We start from the raw sequence: 20,133 nt of genomic DNA, 5'->3' as shown, positions 1-20,133 counted from the left end.
CACGATTTTGGGCATCATTGTTTGATTCATGTCGAGTCATTTTATCCTCGCTGTTGTGAGCCTCGGTTGCGCGCTTGCCGTGCATCGCATCGGCATGTCGCCAAGCGCAACATGGGCAATGTCGGCGGTGTTTGGCGTGTTTGCAATCTGGCAAGTGGCGTGCGGCGTGAGTGCGCGGCCCGGACGTTTGCGCGCGAAACCGATTTTGACGCTGGGAGGGTTTGCGTGGTCGCTGAATGATTTTTGCCGCGGGTGGCTTGTAACCGGAGAAACGGGAAGCGGCAAAACGCTCTCGGCAATCAACGCGATGCTCTGGCAGGTCTCGAAAAATTGTCCGAATTGGGGAGGTATCTGCATCGACGACAAGGGGCTTTATTGGGAAACCCTCTCGGCGATGTTTCGGCATTTGGGACGCGAGGAGGATTTGATTTTGTTGCAAGTGCGACCAGACGGCGCACCCGCCGATTGGGAGCCACCGCACACGTTTAATTATTTGGAGGATGCGCGGCTGCCCTACTCCGCGAAGGCGAAGGATGTGTGCGATGTGGCGTCCTCGCTCGGGCAGGATGGAGACCAGTCGTTTTTCAAGACGCAGGCGGAAATCCAGATGGGGTTTGCGTTTCAGGCGCTGGCGTGCGCCGGCATGGACGTCACTCTTAACAACGCCTATGATCTGCTCTCATCGGATGACGAGATGCAGGACATCATCGACATGCTGGATGACAGAAACACACCGGAGTCGCGCGAGTTGATGGATCATTACCACACGCAAATCGCCAGCCAGCCCGCAGAGCAGTTGGGCGGCGTGCGCGGCACGCTCGCGAACCGACTGAAACACTTCACGCCGCCGGACATCGCCAAGGTATTTTGTTCGAAGAAATCGACGTTTTCGTTTTCGGATATCGACCATGGAAAGGTGATTTGTATTTCGATTCCGCAACGCTTCAAAACGGAGCGGAGATATATTCACACGCTGCTCAAGCTCGTGTTTTATTCGCATGTGCTGCTGCGTTTTGATCGTCCGTCGAAGGCGCGCGCGGGCGACAACCTGCTCGTTCTGTGGGCGGACGAGGCGCAGAAAATCGTCACGGCGAATAACGACGGCACGAGCGATTACAATGTCGTGGACGTGATGCGCGAGGCGAAAGCGACTGTCGTTGCAGCGACGCAAAGTTACACGTCGCTCATCCCGCCGATTGGCGACGAGAAGAAAGCGAAGGTGTTTATCGCAAACATGGCAAACCGCGTGATGTTCAAGGCCGCCGATGAGGAGTCGGCAAAGATCGCCGCCGACACGCTTGGCAAAAAGAAATACCGGAAACGCACGTATGGATATTCGGCGGGCAAGCGAACCACGTCGTTTTCAGAGGAGGAGAAATATTACATCGAGCCGCATGAGTTTCGGCGGTTGCGGAAGTTTCAGGCGGTCGTGCAGCACTGCGAGATGGGGTTCCGGCGGGTGACGCTGCCGCCACGTGAGGCCGATGGGCGCGTGAGCGGGTGGTTTCGAAAATGAAAACTATGAATACAGAAACCGATAAAACTTGGTTTGAGGCGCGCCGCGAACAACTTCGCAATCTTGGCGCGCATTTGCACAAGCATATCAAGGGGCAGGCGCACGTCATTGGGCGTGTCGAATCCGTGCTGCGGCGGGGCGAGCTCGGCCTCGCGCATCCGGGGCGCCCGAAAGGTTCGTTTCTGTTTGTCGGACCGACTGGTGTCGGAAAAACTGAAATCACAAATGCGTTCACGGGGTATCTTTTCGCGGGTGCGAAGCCCATCCGCTTCGACATGTCAGAATACCAGAACCAATCGTCGGTCGAAAAATTGATCGGCGAAAAAGTCGGCGACATAGGGTTGCTTGGCCGTGCGCTCGCGAAAGCGGACTGCGGAACGCTGCTCTTCGATGAAGTGGAAAAAGCGCATCCGCTCGTGCTCGACTTGTTCCTGCAAATACTCGATGACGCGAGCATCACGCTTGCCACAGGCGAACGAAAAAATCTTTCGCAGTTTTATGTGGTGTTCACCTCAAACATCGGCGCGTCGGAGGCCATGCGGATGCAGTCGGCACCGTTTGCGAGCATCGAACGCACGGTGATGGCGCGCGTCGGCCAGCAACTCCGCCCCGAATTGGTCGGACGTATGACAGAGAAAATTGTTTTCGCCCGTTTGGGCTTCGACGTTCAGCGCGAGATTTGCGAAACAATGATCGCGGCTGAATTGGCACGCCTGCAAAAACTCGGGCATGAATTGAAGGTCACGCTGGATGACATCGAGGCGATCTTACGCGAGGGTGTTCACAAAACCCTCGGGGCACGCCCCATGCGCGGCGCGGTGGAGCGGTTTTTGCAGGAGAAGATTACCTCGAATCTACTCAAGGGAGTTTGAGATAAGCACCTGATGCGCACCGGCTGGCAGCCTAGTTGCCGGCCAAGTTGAGCTTTGGGATTATGCGTCCGCGCCCTCTTGGCTCGAAGATTTGGGCATCAAACCATGCGTTATACAGGTCTGCTTTTTTGGCCAGTGCCAGGTTTTTCAAATCGTAGGCGCCGATTGTGAGAATAAACTTATTCGCATTTTTGGGATGTGTGAAAATTGAGACGAAGGCCGATTTTTTATCAAAAGTATGGGAGCCTATGAAAAGATCGAATGCCGTGGTCGTGATTGGAATATCCTTTTGAAGCTTGTGCCAAACGTGGTTGCTTTGCGGATTTCCGACCAAAACAAGCGAGTAGTTGTTCATCTCGTGGTCGGTCACTTCATGGTCGTTTTTTACGATCGGTTCGGCTCCATAGAACTGCTTTGCATAGGTCGTCTTGATGTGTTCCACCATCGAGGTTATGTAGCCTGCCGAGGCTCCCGTCCCCCTAACAATTATGACGGGGGTTGCGAAAATTTCAGACACAGGCCCTTCAAAGCCCGCGGTCTTGAGAAACTCGGACGGCCTTTCGCTCGCATTTGCGTTTCGGCATGATTTCAGCCAGGAAAAGATCATGTTCCAATCCGGTTCTCCATACAGGGGTTGGTTCAAGCGCGCTTCGATGGATGCGTCTTTTCCTTTGGCTTTTTCGAGAAAAGCCTTTGATAGTTCAATCTCTCCGTGCCCCATTCTTCGGGAGCCGTCATGGATAAGAAGCACCTTCATTTGCTTGTTATCAATGATGTGTTTATCCGGGTTAGTGGCTTCAAGCCACATTCGTATCGGCCCCGAATCGTCTTGCGTTGAGAGCTTTCTGGTAAATATGCCCTTGTTGAATACGATTGCGGCAAAGCGTTGGGGGTATATTGACACCAAACGGCCTGCAAAGAATCCCGCGCCGCAGGATCCATACACGCTGGTTCTGGTTTTATCGATGACATAGTCCTTTTCCACGGCGCGCAGGGCTTCATCAATATGTGCTGATTCGTATGTCCAGCCCATGAGGGAGCTTTTGTAGCCGGGCCAGAGCACGGCAAAACCGTGCTTCTCCGCGACTCTGCTTATTAAGACGGCATTTTGATGGGCTGCAATAAACGGGCTTTCGATGAAGGGTTTTCCCTTGGCCGCAACGGGAGTCGGTATAATGACCATCAATGGGAGGGCTTGATCGGGATTATAATTGGAGGGGACATACAGCCGGTAGTGCTGTATTGATTTGTCCACGCTTGAAATGAACCCCTTGATGTGCAGTCCGGGAGCGCCATGCAATATGTCTTGCTGGTTGTTTTTCAGCGTGTTGCTCATGGATGCTAGGGCGCCCAGCGTATAAACAACCTTTCCCTGCCATTCATCGCCGTCCGGATCGTAATTGGCTTGGTCGAACAGGATTTCTCCTCGTGCGACCTGGGCATCGACGTTTAGCTTTATATCGTCATTGGTGATGTTCAATTCCCCAATGCGCTTTTTTATACTTGCAAACAATGCCCTCGGCGGGCCGATGAGGAAATATTCCTCGAATGATTCTCCCGCCGCCTTGTAGGTGATTCTGTAGAGGCCGTTCGCAAGGTTGCTTGTGGTGTTTCGGATTGCATATCCGTTCCTCATGTTCGTTTTTGAGAACACTGGTTTTTCGTTCATGGCATCGACGACGTCTATTGTGACGCAGAGCCGGCTTAATGCGGACGGCCATTTGAGTCGCGGCGGATCGTTTTGCCGGGTTACCTTTTTTGATAGCAATCCCTTGTTTGCATCCAGCGCCGTTTGCAGTTCCCTGCCCAAGTCGGGCGTTGCCGTAATTCGCAATGCTGACGGGGCTCCGTTCGATAGCGTTTTTATTACTATGATGTTTTCGCCCTTTTCGAGCGGCACGGGGATGTAAAGATTGACCGTTTTGTCGTATGCGCCCAAGTTGTCTTCGGGCAGTTCTTTCACAAGCACCCCGTTGTTGTATAACGCGACACGAGCGTTTGTGTTTATTTCAAATATCATGGTCTTGGGTCGCTCCGAGATCCCGGCGAATGCGATCATTGAGGTTTGGGGACTTTCTCGGGACGGGACGGATGCACGCATGTCCTCCACCAATGAGATCAATTTCTTTGCGGTGTCCTCCAGGGGCTTTCCCTTTGCTTCGACCTGAATCAGGTTATAGTCGAGCGTCACACGCACCGTGTTTTTCCAGTCCGCGCTTCCCGGCGCGCTCCATGCGCCCAAGCTCATATATTTTTTTATATCACGGCTTTCATCCTTGAGCGCGAACGCGGGGATTTCGTCTTTCGGGATGGCATAGTCGTATTCGGCGTTTGCCTTGGTGCAGCACACGGAGCAAATCATGAAAATGCCCGCGCAAAATTTGAGGAGGAACATGTTTCGCATGATCATTTTTATTATATCTGGCTGGTGTTTGCGCCGGTAGGCGCGTTCCATGCGTGCTTCGCCGCTACCTGGAAAACTCCGCCCTCATGGGGCCTTGGGCGATGATTCTCCCATTGGTAAGCGTGACCTCGATCCAATACCAATAGTCAGCCTCTGGATCAGGTAATGGATCGCCCAGGCTGCCTTCCGCCTCCAGTGTTTGAAACACGGACTTGCGCTTGGCGTAATTGGCGATGCTGGTCTTGCGGAAAATGTTGATTATTTCTATGTTTTCCTGCGGGAAACTCCATGAAATGGTTGCTTTCGAATAGGTTCTTTCGATTTTCCATTTATACACAGTCGCCACGTCAACGTAGGTTCCCTTGTTATCGGTGTCAGGGGCCACTCTTATCGGGCCAAAGTTGTGATGCTTTCCTTTGTTCGGAACCACGAGTAACCAATAATAATATGGCTTGGCATCGGGAAGGACATCCTCGGAGGCCAGCACACCGGGCTTGAGCCTGGCCACGAATGTCCGTTTTGTGCCAACGCCCGTTTGGTTCCGGATGAAACTCACCTCCTTATACGGTGCGAAATCTATTTTCGCAATGCACTTCACCTTTTCACCGTCTCTTTCCACCGAAAAAATATCCGCGACCGGCAACGCAAACGCCTCCTTGAATTTTGCATCAGCACTGGGCGCTGGTGGTGGCGCAACGGTGCTTGTGTCCTTTGAGCACGAGGCCACAAGCAGAACCAGAAGCAAACCTGTGAGGATTGTGATATTTGGGTGTTTCATGGGTGTCGGGTATATGGGTTAGTTTCCAGTGAAGTCGCGGGGAGAGAGGGAGGAGGGAGCAAAATGGCACCGCACGGTATGCTTGGAAAATTTCCTGTTGGACTCAAATAAAAACGCCCCAACTGGGCAAAATGAGCGTAGTCAATTTTACACCCAGTGTCATGGTAATTAATGCTTCGAGTTCTTGTTAGCTTTTTCGAGTTCGGTATCGACCAAGTCCTGGACATAGGCATCGAATGCGGAATTGGCGCGGCGGACGGCCATGTCGTTTCCAATCCTGACGTATTCAGGGTTGGCTTCGGTAAGATCAGGGTATTTTACGTTTTGAGCATACACGAATTTACCTGCATGACCAACGATGGTCATGTTTGATAATTGTCCTTGGTCCAAATGCCAGAGTGCATTCATGATATCCCGGTCAATGCCGGGCGCATTTCGGCCGCCTTGCCGCCTTGCATCACGTTGTCGTAATGAAAACGGGGAGTGGTTTTTTGTCGTGACGCCAGCGCCCTCTCCCACTGCGGCCCTGGTGATGGCGACTTGAAATGGGAATCCCTCCTTGAGGTCTGTTTCGACCTGCTGTTTTATTCTTTTTCCAACCACTTGGATTTGTTTTTGTTGCTCTTCGTTGATGTAATCATCCTTAACCTTTTCAGCGACTTCGGAGAATTCAGCGGGACGCCCAGGGATGGATTCCTGCCACACTAAAATCGCCGCCCCCTGATTGATTGTGACCGGATTGGAATACCGGGCTTCCGCGTTGAGGGAAAACCCTTCCTTGGCCATGGCGGCGGCGTGACGGCCAAACTGCGCGGGCGGGGATTCCCTCGAAAAAGCGGGCAGTGGCTTTGCCGACACTTGGTTCTTTTTCAAAAACTCGTCGAATTCCGGCGTGCCGGGAAGAATGCCTCCCCTGTCCAGTGCGAGTGCAAGTTCACTTGCGCTTGTGGCCGCAAGCGCTTGGGCGCGTTGCTGGCGGAGCAGCGCCTCCGCGTTGGGACGCACAAGTTCGTAACCCTGATCGTGGGATTGGGGCGCGCCTGCGATCGTCATCGACTTTGGAAAGCGCGCCGGGTTGGCGTCGTAGTAGGCGCGCACCTCATCCTCGGTCACACTCACAGCGCTCAAAAACAGGGAGGATGGAAACTCAATGTAATCCACCCTTACTTGCGGAGCGATGGCGTATTTCTGGCGGTTTGCCTCGAAGTAGCCCTTGATGTGGCTTTCATCGGCATCGACTGGTTTCAATGCGTTTTTGAAATCGACACCGGCTGAAATCAAAGTCCATGTCGCCTCATTTTGTCGTATGATGTTGCGCACTTCCCGCGGCATGACGTAGCCCGGCCCAGAAATCAGTGTTTGTAGATGTTCGATGCGCAAGTCGTCGCTCATAACTCGCAAAAAATCATCAAATGTCATATCCATTCCAGTGCCGATCTTGGGGGACACTTGAAAATGGAGGTATCTGGAATCATCATACTTTCCGTGAGCGTCCTTGAAGTAGCGCAGTGTTTTGATGCGATTCTTTATTTCGTTCCCCGGTGGATGCGGCAGGCGCAGTTGGTTGGCGGTATAAACAAGTGCGTGGCGCTTCATCGCCAGTTGCTGCAGATGCTCGTTCTTGGGAGGGATGCTGCCAAATTGAAAAAAAACGCTTATGATTGCATCCTTCTGGATGCGTTCGAGCGCCCTGCTCTCAGCCAAATTAATTCCAAAAAACGGCCTCTTTTCCACTTGGGCTCGAAAAAGCCCCAATCCTATTGATGTATTATTTATGAATATAAAGGCGATGATTGAAACAACAAGCAGCGCGATGAACACAAAACGGAAATGCTCATGAAATGTCTTTTGTATCCAAGTGATCATCTTTTAGTATTAAAAATAATTATGAAAAATGAAATGCGGCAGGCAATCATCAGGTTGATGCTTGTCGGTAAGTTTGTCCGCCTGCCGCGTCCCGGCTCAGGTAGCTGCGCAGTGTGGCCGGTTTTCCGATATTCAGGTTCTTCGATATCCACCCAACCGGTATTCCCCCAGCCCTTAGTTTTCGAGCCACCCTCATTTTCCAGTCCCGCTTAAGCGGCTTGGCTTGCGCATCCATTGGCGTCTTTTTTTCGAGAGCAAGCGCCTTTGCCAGTTCATCCTGCCGGTGGTGCTCTTTGATTTCCGCGACCTCCTCCCCGCTCATGCCCTCCACAAACACTCGCTGGCTCAATTCCCTTGCCAGCGCCTGTTTCCAGCCGTGGGTTCCCAGCGCCCATCCGCGCGAGAGTTTTTCCAATCCCGCCCTCTTTTGCTCCTGTTTGTCAGCGCCCATCTGTTTCAAGTATTTTATGTAGCCGCGGATGGCATTGACACTGTCTTCGTGCTGGCCTCGTTCGCGGAGCCATTGTTCGCATTCCATGCCAGCCAGGCGCGTTTTTTTCAAGAAATCGCCCAAGCTGCTGTATGGGTATTTCTCCACGTGGTCGGGATCGACAATCCCCGCTCTCACCGGATTGAGGTGTATGTAATCGACTACTCGGGCCAAAACAGCTGTATCCTCAAGAATCAGCGCCTTGTAACGACCTTGAAAGACATGCCCGCGTTGTTTCCGAAAACGGTTGAACCGGTTTGAGAACGTGCCTTGAAGCCATTGCATTCCCTCGACCAGATTCGGGCGTGGCGTTTCCAGCGCGAGATGGTAATGGTTTTTCATCAGCACGTAGGCGTGGAGTATCCAGCCGTAATGTCGCACTGCCTCAAATAGCGTCTTGATGAATGCTTTTGCTGCCCCCTCCGTTGCGAAGATGCCGAACCGGTAATTGCCACGATTGATCACATGGTAACGGGCTCCGGGATGCTGGATTCTCAGGGCGCGGGGCATTGCTCATCGCACAATGGGAACAATCTCGTCCCCGTCAATGACAATCAACGAACATCAACCTGACCCTTTTTTTGCCCCTCTCTTTTGGGCTCCTTTTCCAGCGCACCCTCTTTTTTGGCCCTCCATGTTTTTAACGGAGGCTTGGGTGTCCCAGCGCATATTACATGCTTAATTCCATACCAACTTTCATATCGTTTTCCAAAGTCTTTTGCAACGCGGTATATTATTTCGATTTTTGCCAAACGTTCTTCTTTAAATAAAATTTCTTTCCATCGAATAAAAGCGCTTTCGTTTGGTCTTAATAAAACAAAACCGTAGTCGCATTCAGGCACAATGATAGTCCGTCTACCTGTTTTTTCTAGATTCCATTGAATTTCTGATTGAATACTATTTTCAGTTCCACTCCAATGCCGCTCGAACCCACGCGTCGGCAACTTGACCGTTGTTTTTCCAATATTCCTTATTTCTACTCTATATTCTAGCAAAAGAGCGTCGTCCCAAGGATCATTTATATCGTCATCAGGCATAGGTGGCTGTGGACTGACTTCAACCTCAGCGAGCAAGCTTATCGGCTGTGACGCACCTCCCAAACCAACACTTTTACACAAAACGAAAACAGTATACAATAAAACAAGTGTTTTTATTTTCTTCATTTTCTTTTTCCCCCGTAATAGTTCATCATGTATATGTTCCCTTTCGGAGATATGGTGTCAGTATGGTAAATAGTGCCTCGGCTCGATATATTTAATATTCCTATGTTTGCATACAATCTTTGCGTTGGCTGCATCACAATAGCATAACGCACCGAAACAATAGAGACATTGCAACAAAATAAATACAACCTCCCTTTACTGGAAAGACTAGAGGACATTCGCCTTATGGTATAGTTTCCAATACGTCTATTGTTTATATAAGCACCTTCATTGTTGCCATGCCCGAAGTATGCGATAGAATCATATGTGCCTTTGTTGGCTCTCAGCCATTTGCGCATACCCCAAGCAGACTTCACGCCCACTACCCTCTTTCCACTTTTTTCTGCTGCTAGCTTAAAGTGTTCGGCCCCAGCCTCCATTATTGGGTTTCCATTAGAGTCCATAACAGGTCCTCCAAATTCATCAGTAACTGGTCTAGATTTAGCAGTGACATCATAAAAAGCAACATCGACCATGTCTTTTTCTTGTTTTACAATTCCTACATCATCGCTCTTAGCTGCACCAACACTATTTGCCTCCGCGTTAAACAAATGCTGCATCGCGCTGGTAACCGCGCCGTTGACGAATTTCCCTCCGCTTATCGCCGCCGCGGTGCCGCCGATAAGGGCGGCAACGGATGTTCTGGCGGCGACATACACACCTCCCTTGCTTCCGCCCATGAACCCCATCACTCCTCCCGACCCAGCCTGCTTCCCGCTTTGAGGTCCGCCCATGTGCATGATGCCATTGGACGCCGCCGAGGAATAGAATCCATGCCGGAATTCACCCCCCTGCAATTCCGATGATATGCCGCCGACCGTGGCATGGGCCAACGTGCGGCCCGTCCAATTTGCATAATCATTTGCCCATATTCCCCGTCCGGCATCAAAGTATTGGCCTATGCCGAACGTCGCCGCGGCAGTCAGCGCACCTACAGCTCCGCCTCTCAGTCCCGCTTTGAGCGCAGCACTAGGACTGCCGCCAGCCATGCTCACACTGATATAGGCCCCTGCAAAACCACTTGCAGCACCAGCCAGCACAGTGGCTGCAAATGCGGACATGTATGGGGATGCGGCTCCGTATGTCGCCATTGAGACGATGACACAAACAGCCACAACCATGACAATCTGCAACCCGTCCCAAAACGAAAAATATCCGCTCGGGTCGGTGGCGTTGAGCGGATTGTTTTCCACGTAGCTATAACGATTAAAGGTCTGCGCGTTGCTCGCATCCCCAATGAACGGATCCGCCGAGAGGAAGCGTGCCAAAACGGGGTCGAAAATACGCCCGTTCATGTGGATGAGGCCGAAGTCGTCCAGATGCTCGTGGTCGGTGAAGCCGCGTGTGATTTCACCGCCGGCTTCCGTGCGCAGATCGACCAGCGGCAGGCGGTTGCCCCAAGGATCGAAGGCAAAACTTTTTTCAATTTTACCGTGCTCGTCGCTCACGGCCACGGTGGAGCCGAGGCCGTCCTGATGGTGATAGCGGGTTTCTATCCTGCCGTCGTTATACACGGTGCGCGTGGCCGTGCGGCCAAGCGGGGTGAAGATGTGGAATTTTTCCTCTTTCAGCCCGCCGGAATGCGTGACAACCTCGTAGGCGGAGCCGACATAGACGGTTTTTGTGCCGTCACTGTGCTGCTGCACGATGCGCTCGCGGTCGGCGCCGAAGCGGAAGGTGGTGGAAAGGCCGCCCTTGGTGATTTTCCTGACTTGGTTTGCCGACGACCATTCCAGAGTGCGATCCGCGCCGGCGGTCTGGTTTCCGTTGGCATCGTAGGTGTAATTTTTCACGCCCGCCCGGGTGACGGCGTGCGGTTTGCCTGATGTGTAATAATAGCTCCCGACATCGGACTTTTCGGTAATATTGCCTAGGGCGTCGTAGGAGACGGCGGTCGCGGGGTTGTCGTTCACAGTGTGGGAGACGAGGCGGTTGAGCCCGTCGTAGGCAAAGCACTCCTTCCGGTTGCCAATATAATCCATGCGAAGGGTCACCTGCCCGATGGCGTCGTGCAGGTAGGCGTAATTGATGGCATAATGGCCGCCGGCGGCCGCGCTCACACTGGCGACAATGGCTTTTGTGCGGCCGGTTATCGGGCTGACAATGGCATCATAGGTAAGGCCGTTGCCGTAGGTGGAACCGTCGATGGCGCCGGCAACGGTATGGGAATCGGCCTGCCAGAAGAGCTGGTTGGGCAGGACGTCGCGGTAGAGGCCGCTTGTGGGAATCGTGCCGCCGTCGGCGCGAACTTCCCTGAGGACACCAAGGGTGTCATAGTAGTTTTTCACACGGAAACCGCCCGGATAGGTCATCACGGACGGGCGGCTGTATTGGTCATATTCCTGGCCTGTAACGTAGGGGATGCCATCTATGGTCTTGGTGTGGCTTGCGAGGCGCCCCAGCGTGTCGTAGGTGAAGGACTCGGAATAATTGGTCGAGATGGGATCTGTTACGTTGGGGTCTGTCACCGAGAGAGAGGCGAGTTTGCCCGTGCCGTTTGCGGCAGTGTCGTAAGTCCACGTGGTGACGGTGCCGTCATCATCGGTGCGCCGGGTCATGCGCCCGAGCACATCATAAACCATTTCGGTGACTTGATTCTTGGCGTCGGTTTGCTTGATGAGTTCGCCGAGGGCGTTGTATTCATAGGACCATGTGCCCATGTCGGGGTCGGTCATTCTGGTTTTGCGCCCTCGATTATCGTAAAAGAAAGTGGTCTCGACCGGTGTGCCGCCTTCACGGTGAACGGCGGTTTTGAGGAGATTGCCGTAGGCGTCGTAGGTGTAGCGGATTTCGCCTTTTTCAACGCCGATGCCGCCCGCGTTGTTGATGCGCTTCACAATCTGCCCCTGGGTGTTCTTGGTCGATTCCTCGACTTGGCCGAGGGGATTGGTGGTGCGGGTGACAAGACCGTCGTATTCAATCGTGCTTATGACTTCGCGGTTGGGCGCGTCCTCGTCGGGCGTGACAATGGTTACCGGGCGGCTCAGAATATCGTAGTAGGTTTTGGCCCAGGAGACATAATCGCCGAAGTAGTGGGGCATGGATTGAGCCCATGCGCGCCCGTATTCGTCGTAGGCTGTCTCGGTGACGGACACGCGAGGCTGCCTGTCCAAACCACCGGGGGTGACCGCCCAGTTGGCAATGGCGCGCCCCATGTAATCGTAAAAGGTGATGGCAGGCGCGGAGCCGGATGACTTGGTTTTTATCAGATAGGTCGATCCGGGGGCGGCGGAGTCGGTGATCCACAGGTAATCAGTGGTGGTTTCTGTTTGGGCGCCAGTGCCGTAGGCGCGAATTTCCCTCACAGGGCGGGCAAAGCCATCGTATTCCCATCTGGTTTTAATGTCGTTCGGGCCGGTGGTTTGCTCGATGACACCGAGTTTTTGATTGTAGATGTAAGTCTCGGTGTGGTCCTTGGCGTTCTTAGTCTCCTCTGGGAAACGGCCTTTCGAATCATATGTTGTCTCGATGACACGATCTTCATCAAGGCCGGCGCCTTCGGTTGTGGCTTTGGTTTTGTTTCCGAAATCATCATATTCATAGGTCGTGGTAAGCTCCAGCGTTGGATCGGGCGACGGATCATTGATGCTGTCCGGCTCGATGATTTCCTTGGTGAGCAAGCCGGTGTCCGGATCGTATTCAAATGCGGAGGTGCGCGTCTGGCTCGGAACACCTGGCGCCTCGGTGGTGACACTGCTGACCATGAGGCGTCCGAGCAGCCAGCGGTCAGGCGATTGTGACGATCCCGTCCAATTCTCAAAAATGCTGGTTGTGGTTTTGGTGTGGGTTCCCGTTGTATCCGAAGTGTCGACAAATATCGAGGTGGCGTTGCCATAGGCGTCAAATTCATAGCTTGTCGTGACAGTGGATATTTCCGCACCGGTGAGATCGTTGGTTATCTGGTCTGTCCTCGCCACGTATGGGAAATACACTTTGCCGCCCGGGCCATAAGCGCGACAACCGAACTCATTGGCGCTCTCATTGAGCACAACACCTGCCGGAGTGCCGTTTGGCGCCGTGGTAACGACGCGGGTGACCATGCCGGCGGTCTGGTATTCCTGGCTGTAGAAGGTTTCCGTCCTGATACCGGTGCGCATGTCGGTGACCTGCATCCGGTCGAAACCAAGCAATCCACGTTTCGGTTCCACACGCAAACCGCCGTAGCGGTAATCAATGTCGTAGGTGCCGCCGCGACCGTCGTCATGCGCGACGGTTTTGACAACATGCATGGGCATGGTGACATCAATCCGCGGGGAGGCTGCGCCGGTGCCTTTGTCATAGACAACAGGTTCATCTGTGTCCGGGTCGCGTTCGGTCAGCGCGGCGTAGGTTACTTGGACGGAAACGCCAAGGCTGCTGGTGGCCTTGACGAGCCTGTCGGGATTTATCCGTTTGTTGGACATGGCGCCTTTTGAGTTGCCAGTGCCCCAGCGCCACGCCTGATCGATGGCGCCATCATCGTCGAAGTCATTTAATGTGGCGCCGGTATTGTTCTTGTCCCCGGAGACAAGAAGGTAAGGCAGATTCATGGTTGCCGGAGCCGGCGTCCAGCTTGTGCCTGTGTTAATCATGACCGTGCTATCCGCGTTCTGGTCCTGAATGTTATTATCCGCGTTCACAAAATCAGGGAGCCCGTCACCGTTGATGTCGATAAAAGCGCAGCCGCGCTGCGTGAAGTAGTGCAGCCCTCCCGTCTCTTTGATATAAGCAAGTTCCGCCGGGGCACGATGCGAATCAGGCCCCTGGACCCAGCCTGCCCCAGTATTGAGATAAACAAAATTCTTGAGGCCAGTAAAGCCGGTGTAGTGGCAGACATAATCCGGCAGGCCGTCGCCATTTAAATCGACAAATTCCGCCCCAATGGAATTGCTGGGTTCGGGGGCATAGAAAAAGTTACCGACACCCAGCGGCATGGGCGGCTCGTAGTCCGGCGCGCTGACAAAACGACTGCCAGTATTGATCCATGCATACTTTTCAATTATTCCGTCGCGGCTAGTATGGCATACGACATCAACCAGCCCGTCTCCGTTCACATCAATATGCCTGACACCAGGATCGTCACTTGCCGGAAAATATTTCTTTTCTGGAATAAAAAACTCGGATGTAAACTGCCAAGCGGAACCACGGACATTATCCGTTCCTTCGCCCTTGTTGATCCATGTGTCCGTGGCACTGGTATAGGAACTATTGTAATTTAGTATCGAAACGATGTCGGGCTTGCCATCGCCGTTAAGATCCATCACCTCAATGCGCCTGCGCTTGAGGTGGGTCGACTGAACATACGGAGTGCTATAGGGCAAAGAATACCGGGTGCTAAAAACAAAACTGCTGCCGGTATTGAGGTAAACACTACCGTCGAGTGATATCACATCAATCAATCCATCGCCATTGAAATCGGCAAAACGCGTGCCGGTGTCGGACAGGCCCGTGGTTTCATCAAAAAGATTGCATGCGTTTGGCAGCCTATAGTCTGGCCCTCCATTGGCACCGTCAGCCTCAATCCAACTGCCAGCTTTGTTGAGCCATGCCTGGCTTAGATTTAGATTTGCCGATTTTCTTTTCGTTTTCTGAACACAATCCACCCGCCCGTCGCCATCAAGGTCTATAAATGTCACTCCTTGCGAAACCTGCGAGGAGTCTCCAAGCATCACCGGCGGGCGCTTAGTCGTCGGCATTTCCTCCCATTCATAGGGCGGATTGGAGTATTCAAAGGTTATCGGCTTGTAGGCCATGCCGTCGGCGCCCGATTCCGTCACGGACGCAAGCATCGAGCGGTTGTTGTAATCGCGCTGGACATAGGCGAGCTCGTATTTGCGAACCATTTCAGAGCCATAGAACACCTTGATGGTTTCAAGGCGGTTGTTTGATGTCACCTTTGCGCCCCTGATATACCCGGAACTGACATCCGGACGGTCTCCATAGTCAAACTGCACGGAAGCATAGGGGGTGACGCCTCCGCTGATATTGCCTGTGTATTTGATCTTATCAATGACCTGCTGGCCGGAAACGGGATCAAAAATATACTCAAACGTCATATAATTCCCGGCGGTGTCAGAGATTTTGTTCACCTGCCACGTCAGGATTTCATTGCGGTTGCCGATTTTCTGGGTGGAATCCGTGGTATTGCCCAGTTCGATAATCAGCCCGGATTTTGTCCATGCCTTGAACCATGCGGGCCCCTGCCCCGCGTTGCCGTAGGAGACAACACGCGTAAAATTATCAGACTCCAGGCGATATTCCGTGCCATTCTGCCCATCCTGCCCGGAAATTGCCACGAGACGCTGCCCGTCGAAATAATACCGGTCCGCGTAGGTAAAGTCGATCGCGCGACGCTGCCCGTCAACCAATTCGGACTGGCCGCCGCGAACAATGGATGAGAGGCCGGCCAGCGACCAGCCAAAGCCCGCGATGCCCGATCCGTTTGCACTGCTATACTCCAGTGATATCGAGGGCTGCACGCCCGCGGTGCCGGGCGTGACGGCAATGGGAATGGAATAGGTGGCAGAACCATTCTTATCCACGGCAAACTCACCAGCCGTGGATCCGGGAACATACGTGCCCGAGCCAATAATCTGTGTGGCGACTCCAACTTGATCCATGATGGCGGGAACCGTGCCGCCCGTCTCGCTGCTCCCGACATGGCTGTTGTTGGGATCGGCATCGAGATTGTATTTGGTAATGTAGGTCAGGCCATCATTAAGGGGACCGTCGAGCGGATCGTAGCTGATAATGCCATGCTGGGCAGCCCAATCCTGTGGAGATATGGGTGGCTCACTTGAGCTGGCATCCAGCGTGGTGATTGAGAGCGGGGCGCTCAGCTCGGAAAAGGTTCCGTCCGCAGACAACGCTCGCGCAGTGATAACATAGGTTGTCGACGGGACAAGTCCCGTGAGTGTAACTGTAGTGTCGGTTGTCGTGCCAAAAACCGCGCCGTTGCGGAAAAATTCATAGCCAATGACATCGCCGAGGGGAGCGGTCCATGTTATTGTTGCCGTGGTGCTTGTCAGGTCGGAAACAGCCAGCTCCCTGGGCGCGCGCGGCGGAATAACAGGTGCATTTGGATCCACATTTATCGAGATAAAATCAGAAGATTCCCCAAAATAGGAGTAGGGGTTTGTTCCGGAGTTCCACGATCTCAGGCTGTTACTCATGCACCATTGGAAATCATAGTTTCCTGGATTTTGCGGCGCGGTAATTGTGAACCTAAAGGTTCTTTCTTCCCCCGGCATCACTGGCATGTCACCTACGCTAACTCCTTGAACAGACCAGGTTGTATGCGCTGGCTGAGCGCGAAGACCGTGAATGATACTATAAATGGAACCGGCAGAGTGATCCTCGACCCACGGCTGGTTGCCTGTATTTTTCATCGTCACCCATACCTCGGCCTTTGCATTGGGCCGTATTTCCAAGGGCACGCTCTGCGACACGAATTTTGCATCGAAAACTGGCGGGGTGACCTGCACTGTATATTGTGGCGACGAATACCAACCATAACGGCTTTCACCCCACGGAATTGGCTCCGGCAAGTTGTATGCCGTCGCGTCGGAAACACGTCCTCCCACCAAAAAGCTGCCGTCGGCCTTTGCCGTGTAAGGGCCAAACGTCTTGCTTCCATTGTATCCATCGCCGGTGTAACACGGGCTGCTTCCGGCAGGAAACGGTGAGGATACATAATATTGGCTCACGTCGCCATCCGAGTCACTGCCGCTGACACGAACATAAAAAGTGTCCCCATAAGTAACGGTAAACGCGCCGTCTTTCAACGGTATGGGGGTTTTCCCGGCATCGAGCAGTTCGACGGAGCCGGTGGGATTGTTGCGGACGTTGACGGTGATCCGCTTGTCCGCCGAGCCGCCGAACGGCCCTCCCTCATACCCCGGCCAGCCGGAAACACCCTGTTGCTGATCACCGGGGGAAGTTCCTGTGAATGCCTCCGTGTATATTGTATAAGTGCCCGGATCAAGCGGCTCCCACGTTGTGACGTGCAGGGATGAGGCGGTGGTGGCCGTGGCGGCGAGCGTTTTTATTCCGTATGGGATGGAGAAAGGCGCGGGGCCGGGCGCATACCCCTTGATGTTATGCGCAGACAGCCACCCAGCGGCGGTCGCAACGCTGGTTATTTTCAAACTGTCTCCCATATACACTGTAATACTTCCGCCATTTGCCGCCTTGACCAGATCGTCCGCCACCGATGCCACAATGCTCAATGACGTGACCTCCTGTGGTGCCCCCGGAACACCGCCGTCAACAACGAAAGTGTTTATCCACTCCGTGGTGACACTCCCTTTGGGGAAATGATAACTTTCGGTTTCAGAATCATAAGGAAGATGTGCGCTGACCGTGATAGTAGTCCCGTAGGGATAATAATAACTGCCAGCCGGCACATCTTCATACCAGTCGTCATATCCATCATCCCCTTCATCTGAAGACCCCGGAATTGAAATATGAATGTTGTAAACGATATTTTCCACCGACGGAATGACAACGCAACCCTGGCCGTTGGGAGTTTCTGGATTAATAAATTGGGGAGGCGTCGGAATGACCATTTCGGATCCCGTCATTGTCACCATGTATCCGTCGATTCCCATCTCAGATGCCGTGGTCTCCCCGTAATACCAGTTCCCATCCTCGTCACAATCCTCGTCGCGAACATAATCATAATACACAGTGTATGCCACGGCGGTGCTGTCACCTTCGAGGCTGTTTTGAATGCTGTTTTTGAGCCATCTGTGAAGCTGCTCAAGCTCCTGATTTTTCGTTATTGTGCCATGGTCGCCGTCAACGATGCCTTCGTATGTTAGATTGCCTCCCCAAATTTGCAGGAGAAAATCCCGGATCAGCCCGTTTTTTGTCATTCCCTGCATTTGAAATGAATGGGAGATGTAGCCGCCTTCGCTGCCAATCATGCCGGGCAAATCATCTGCCCGTTCCCACGCCGTCGCGATATGCATTTCATCAACACTATTACTAGCATTGGCAAGCTGCCTGTATAATGAGGATGACACATTGCTTGCGGGCAGGTAAAACGAAGTTACCATAAGGGTAACCCCGGTTGAATTGGTAATAATGGTAAGACTGTTGCCTGGGTTGGAGACATTGCCGACCGCGTCCCTCGCCCTCACGGTTATGACATACGCCGTGGACGGCTCAAGTCCGGTGAGCGCATATGATGTATTGCCGGTCGAACCGATTTCCCTGCCATCAAGGAAGACCAGATAATCCGCCACGCTCACACTGCCCGAGGAAGCCGTCCAAGTTATGGTTGCCGAGTTGGTTGTTATGTTTGACGCCGCAAGATTGGCGGGCGGCTCGGGCAGCGGGACGACGACGGCATTGGCCACGCTTATGGTTGCATTGCTTGACGATGCCCCAAACCACTCCACGCCGTCCTGAACCATGCGCCATTGAAAATTATAAGAGCCCGGCACGGGAGGCGCGGTAATTGCGAAGTTGAATGTCTTGGTGTCGCCAGGCGGCACTGGTGAAGCCCCCACACTAACACGCCTCAAGCTCCATGTCGTATTGTCCTGTGGGTTTTGACTGCCAAGGCTGTAAGGATGCGACGAGTGATTACCCCAAGTGGTGCTCCCGGTGTTTTGCATAGTCACGGAGACAGTGACCGTTTGCCCTGGCGTCATGGTTGATGGGATATTACTTGAGGAGACGAATACTGCATTGTTGCCGGAATTGGCCGGCGGCGGCTCACCTGCGCCGAAGGTGTGCGTCCAAGTCGTGACGGTGCCGTCGGGGAAGAAAAACCCAGGCGCCGGCTCAACAGTAACGGTAACCGTGGTGCCAGTGGGGAAATAATAGTTGCCCTCATAGATGCCCGTGTTACCGTTGATACGGTAGATAATGCTTCCCGCTTCCGAGGCGTAATGCGGTATTATGACGCAGCCATGGGCATTCCCGTTTTCAGGTTCAATAAACTGAGGTGCAACGGAGGTGGGCAGCGCGCCAAAGGTATGCGTCCACGAGGTGATGGCGTTACTAGGGAAAGAATACCCTGCTGCTGGCTCGGCAGTGACAGTAACCGTGTATCCAGGGGCAATGAGAGGATCGTGACTAGATGCAGCCTGACCGTTGATGAAGTAATTGACCGTTTCCGAGTAGGGAATATCGACATAGCCATAATCGTTCGCCTCTTGGGGCTCGATAAACCCAGGCGCTGCGGGAGCGGGAAGCTCGGGAAGACTGGCCACCACCAGATTGTGCGACGTTGAATGCCAGATGTTGCCGACGTTGTCCTGCGCGGTGAACCGCACCGTGTAGGTGCCCGTTTGCGTCGGGGTGAGCGTGACCGAGCGCGAGTTTTGCGTCACTCCGCTCAAGGAAACGCCTCTTGCCATGCCGCCCGTCAGCGCGCCCAAGTTTGTCGATCCCGGAGTAGTGATGCTTACAGACTCGGACACCCATGACCCTCCCGGTGCCTTCCAATCAATGCCATGCGCCGTGAGCGTGCGGTTTTCCGCCTCGTAGGATCCTGCTGACGCCGCCGATGAATAGGTGCGCGACTGCCCAAGCGTAAGCGTCACCGTGCTATTTGGGTTGATCGAAACCGTGTGCGGTTCGTTCACCCACTCTTGCCAGCAATCATCAAATTCAACCAATTCGCACACCTCCCTTTCTTCATCGACCCATTCTTCCACCCATTCGCAATACTCATCCGCTACATAATAGCCGCCCTCTCCATCCTCAACCCACTCATACTCAGTCCAGCACTCGTAATATGATACAATATAGGAATCGTATTCGGTCCAACAATACTCCTCATAATCCGTCTGGCAGCGGATGACATATCCGGATCGCGCCGCAGGCTGGATGACAAATACCGTGACGAGGATTATTAAAAGATTCCGAATCGTTTTTGGGAGCTTCATGATGACACGGTATGTTTGCGCGTTGGCGCGTCAGTAAGGGGCTATGCTGTTTGAGTGATGTTCTTGTTTTGCCGATTGGGTTCGGATCCTTTTCCAAGATGTTGAAGATATTCAACTAATGGAGA

General features: G+C 53.3%; 8 protein-coding genes. 2 read left to right on the top strand and 6 right to left on the bottom strand.

Annotated elements, in window-relative coordinates; translation table 11 throughout:
* The first annotated feature begins 28 nt into the window (after positions 1–28).
* Both CKA38_RS02760 and CKA38_RS02755 read left to right on the top strand, forming a co-directional pair.
* A complete protein-coding gene (locus CKA38_RS02760) occupies positions 29–1,516 on the top strand; it encodes a type IV secretory system conjugative DNA transfer family protein (protein ID WP_108824128.1) in 1,488 nt (495 codons plus the stop codon).
* A gap of 5 nt (positions 1,517–1,521) precedes the next feature.
* Positions 1,522–2,388: an AAA family ATPase gene (locus CKA38_RS02755; protein ID WP_161554688.1), complete on the top strand. Its 867-nt coding sequence runs from the start codon at positions 1,522–1,524 to the stop codon at positions 2,386–2,388.
* A 31-nt stretch (positions 2,389–2,419) separates the two neighbouring features.
* Here CKA38_RS02755 and CKA38_RS02750 read toward each other — a convergent pair whose 3' ends face one another.
* The 6 genes from CKA38_RS02750 to CKA38_RS02730 all read right to left on the bottom strand — a co-directional run bounded on the left by CKA38_RS02750 (position 2,420) and on the right by CKA38_RS02730 (position 20,008).
* Positions 2,420–4,843 (bottom strand): alpha/beta hydrolase family protein, encoded by a 2,424-nt coding sequence (locus CKA38_RS02750; RefSeq protein WP_108824126.1) that lies wholly within the window; start codon positions 4,841–4,843, stop codon positions 2,420–2,422.
* A 13-nt stretch (positions 4,844–4,856) separates the two neighbouring features.
* Positions 4,857–5,570 carry a hypothetical protein gene (locus CKA38_RS02745; RefSeq protein ID WP_108824125.1) on the bottom strand — a complete coding sequence of 238 codons (714 nt, stop codon included), beginning with the start codon at positions 5,568–5,570 and terminating at the stop codon, positions 4,857–4,859.
* A 168-nt stretch (positions 5,571–5,738) separates the two neighbouring features.
* Positions 5,739–7,436, bottom strand: coding sequence for a peptidylprolyl isomerase (locus tag CKA38_RS02740; RefSeq protein WP_108824124.1), 1,698 nt, complete (start codon positions 7,434–7,436; stop codon positions 5,739–5,741).
* Between the two features lie 49 nt (positions 7,437–7,485).
* Complete coding sequence (locus CKA38_RS02735; protein WP_108824123.1) at positions 7,486–8,436, bottom strand: transposase; 951 nt, start codon at positions 8,434–8,436, stop codon at positions 7,486–7,488.
* A 44-nt stretch (positions 8,437–8,480) separates the two neighbouring features.
* Positions 8,481–9,089: a hypothetical protein gene (locus CKA38_RS15220; protein ID WP_152032631.1), complete on the bottom strand. Its 609-nt coding sequence runs from the start codon at positions 9,087–9,089 to the stop codon at positions 8,481–8,483.
* Positions 9,086–20,008, bottom strand: a complete 10,923-nt coding sequence (locus CKA38_RS02730) for an FG-GAP-like repeat-containing protein (protein WP_108824122.1) — start codon at positions 20,006–20,008, stop codon at positions 9,086–9,088. Before CKA38_RS02730 ends, CKA38_RS15220 begins: the two co-directional genes overlap by 4 nt.
* Positions 20,009–20,133: the final 125 nt, after the last annotated feature.

Origin of the sequence: Ereboglobus luteus (assembly GCF_003096195.1) — a bacterium.
GTDB classification, from domain to species: domain Bacteria; phylum Verrucomicrobiota; class Verrucomicrobiia; order Opitutales; family Opitutaceae; genus Ereboglobus; species Ereboglobus luteus.
The sequence above is the reverse complement of the archived record's forward strand: the minus strand, read 5'-3'. Positions and strand labels throughout refer to the sequence as shown.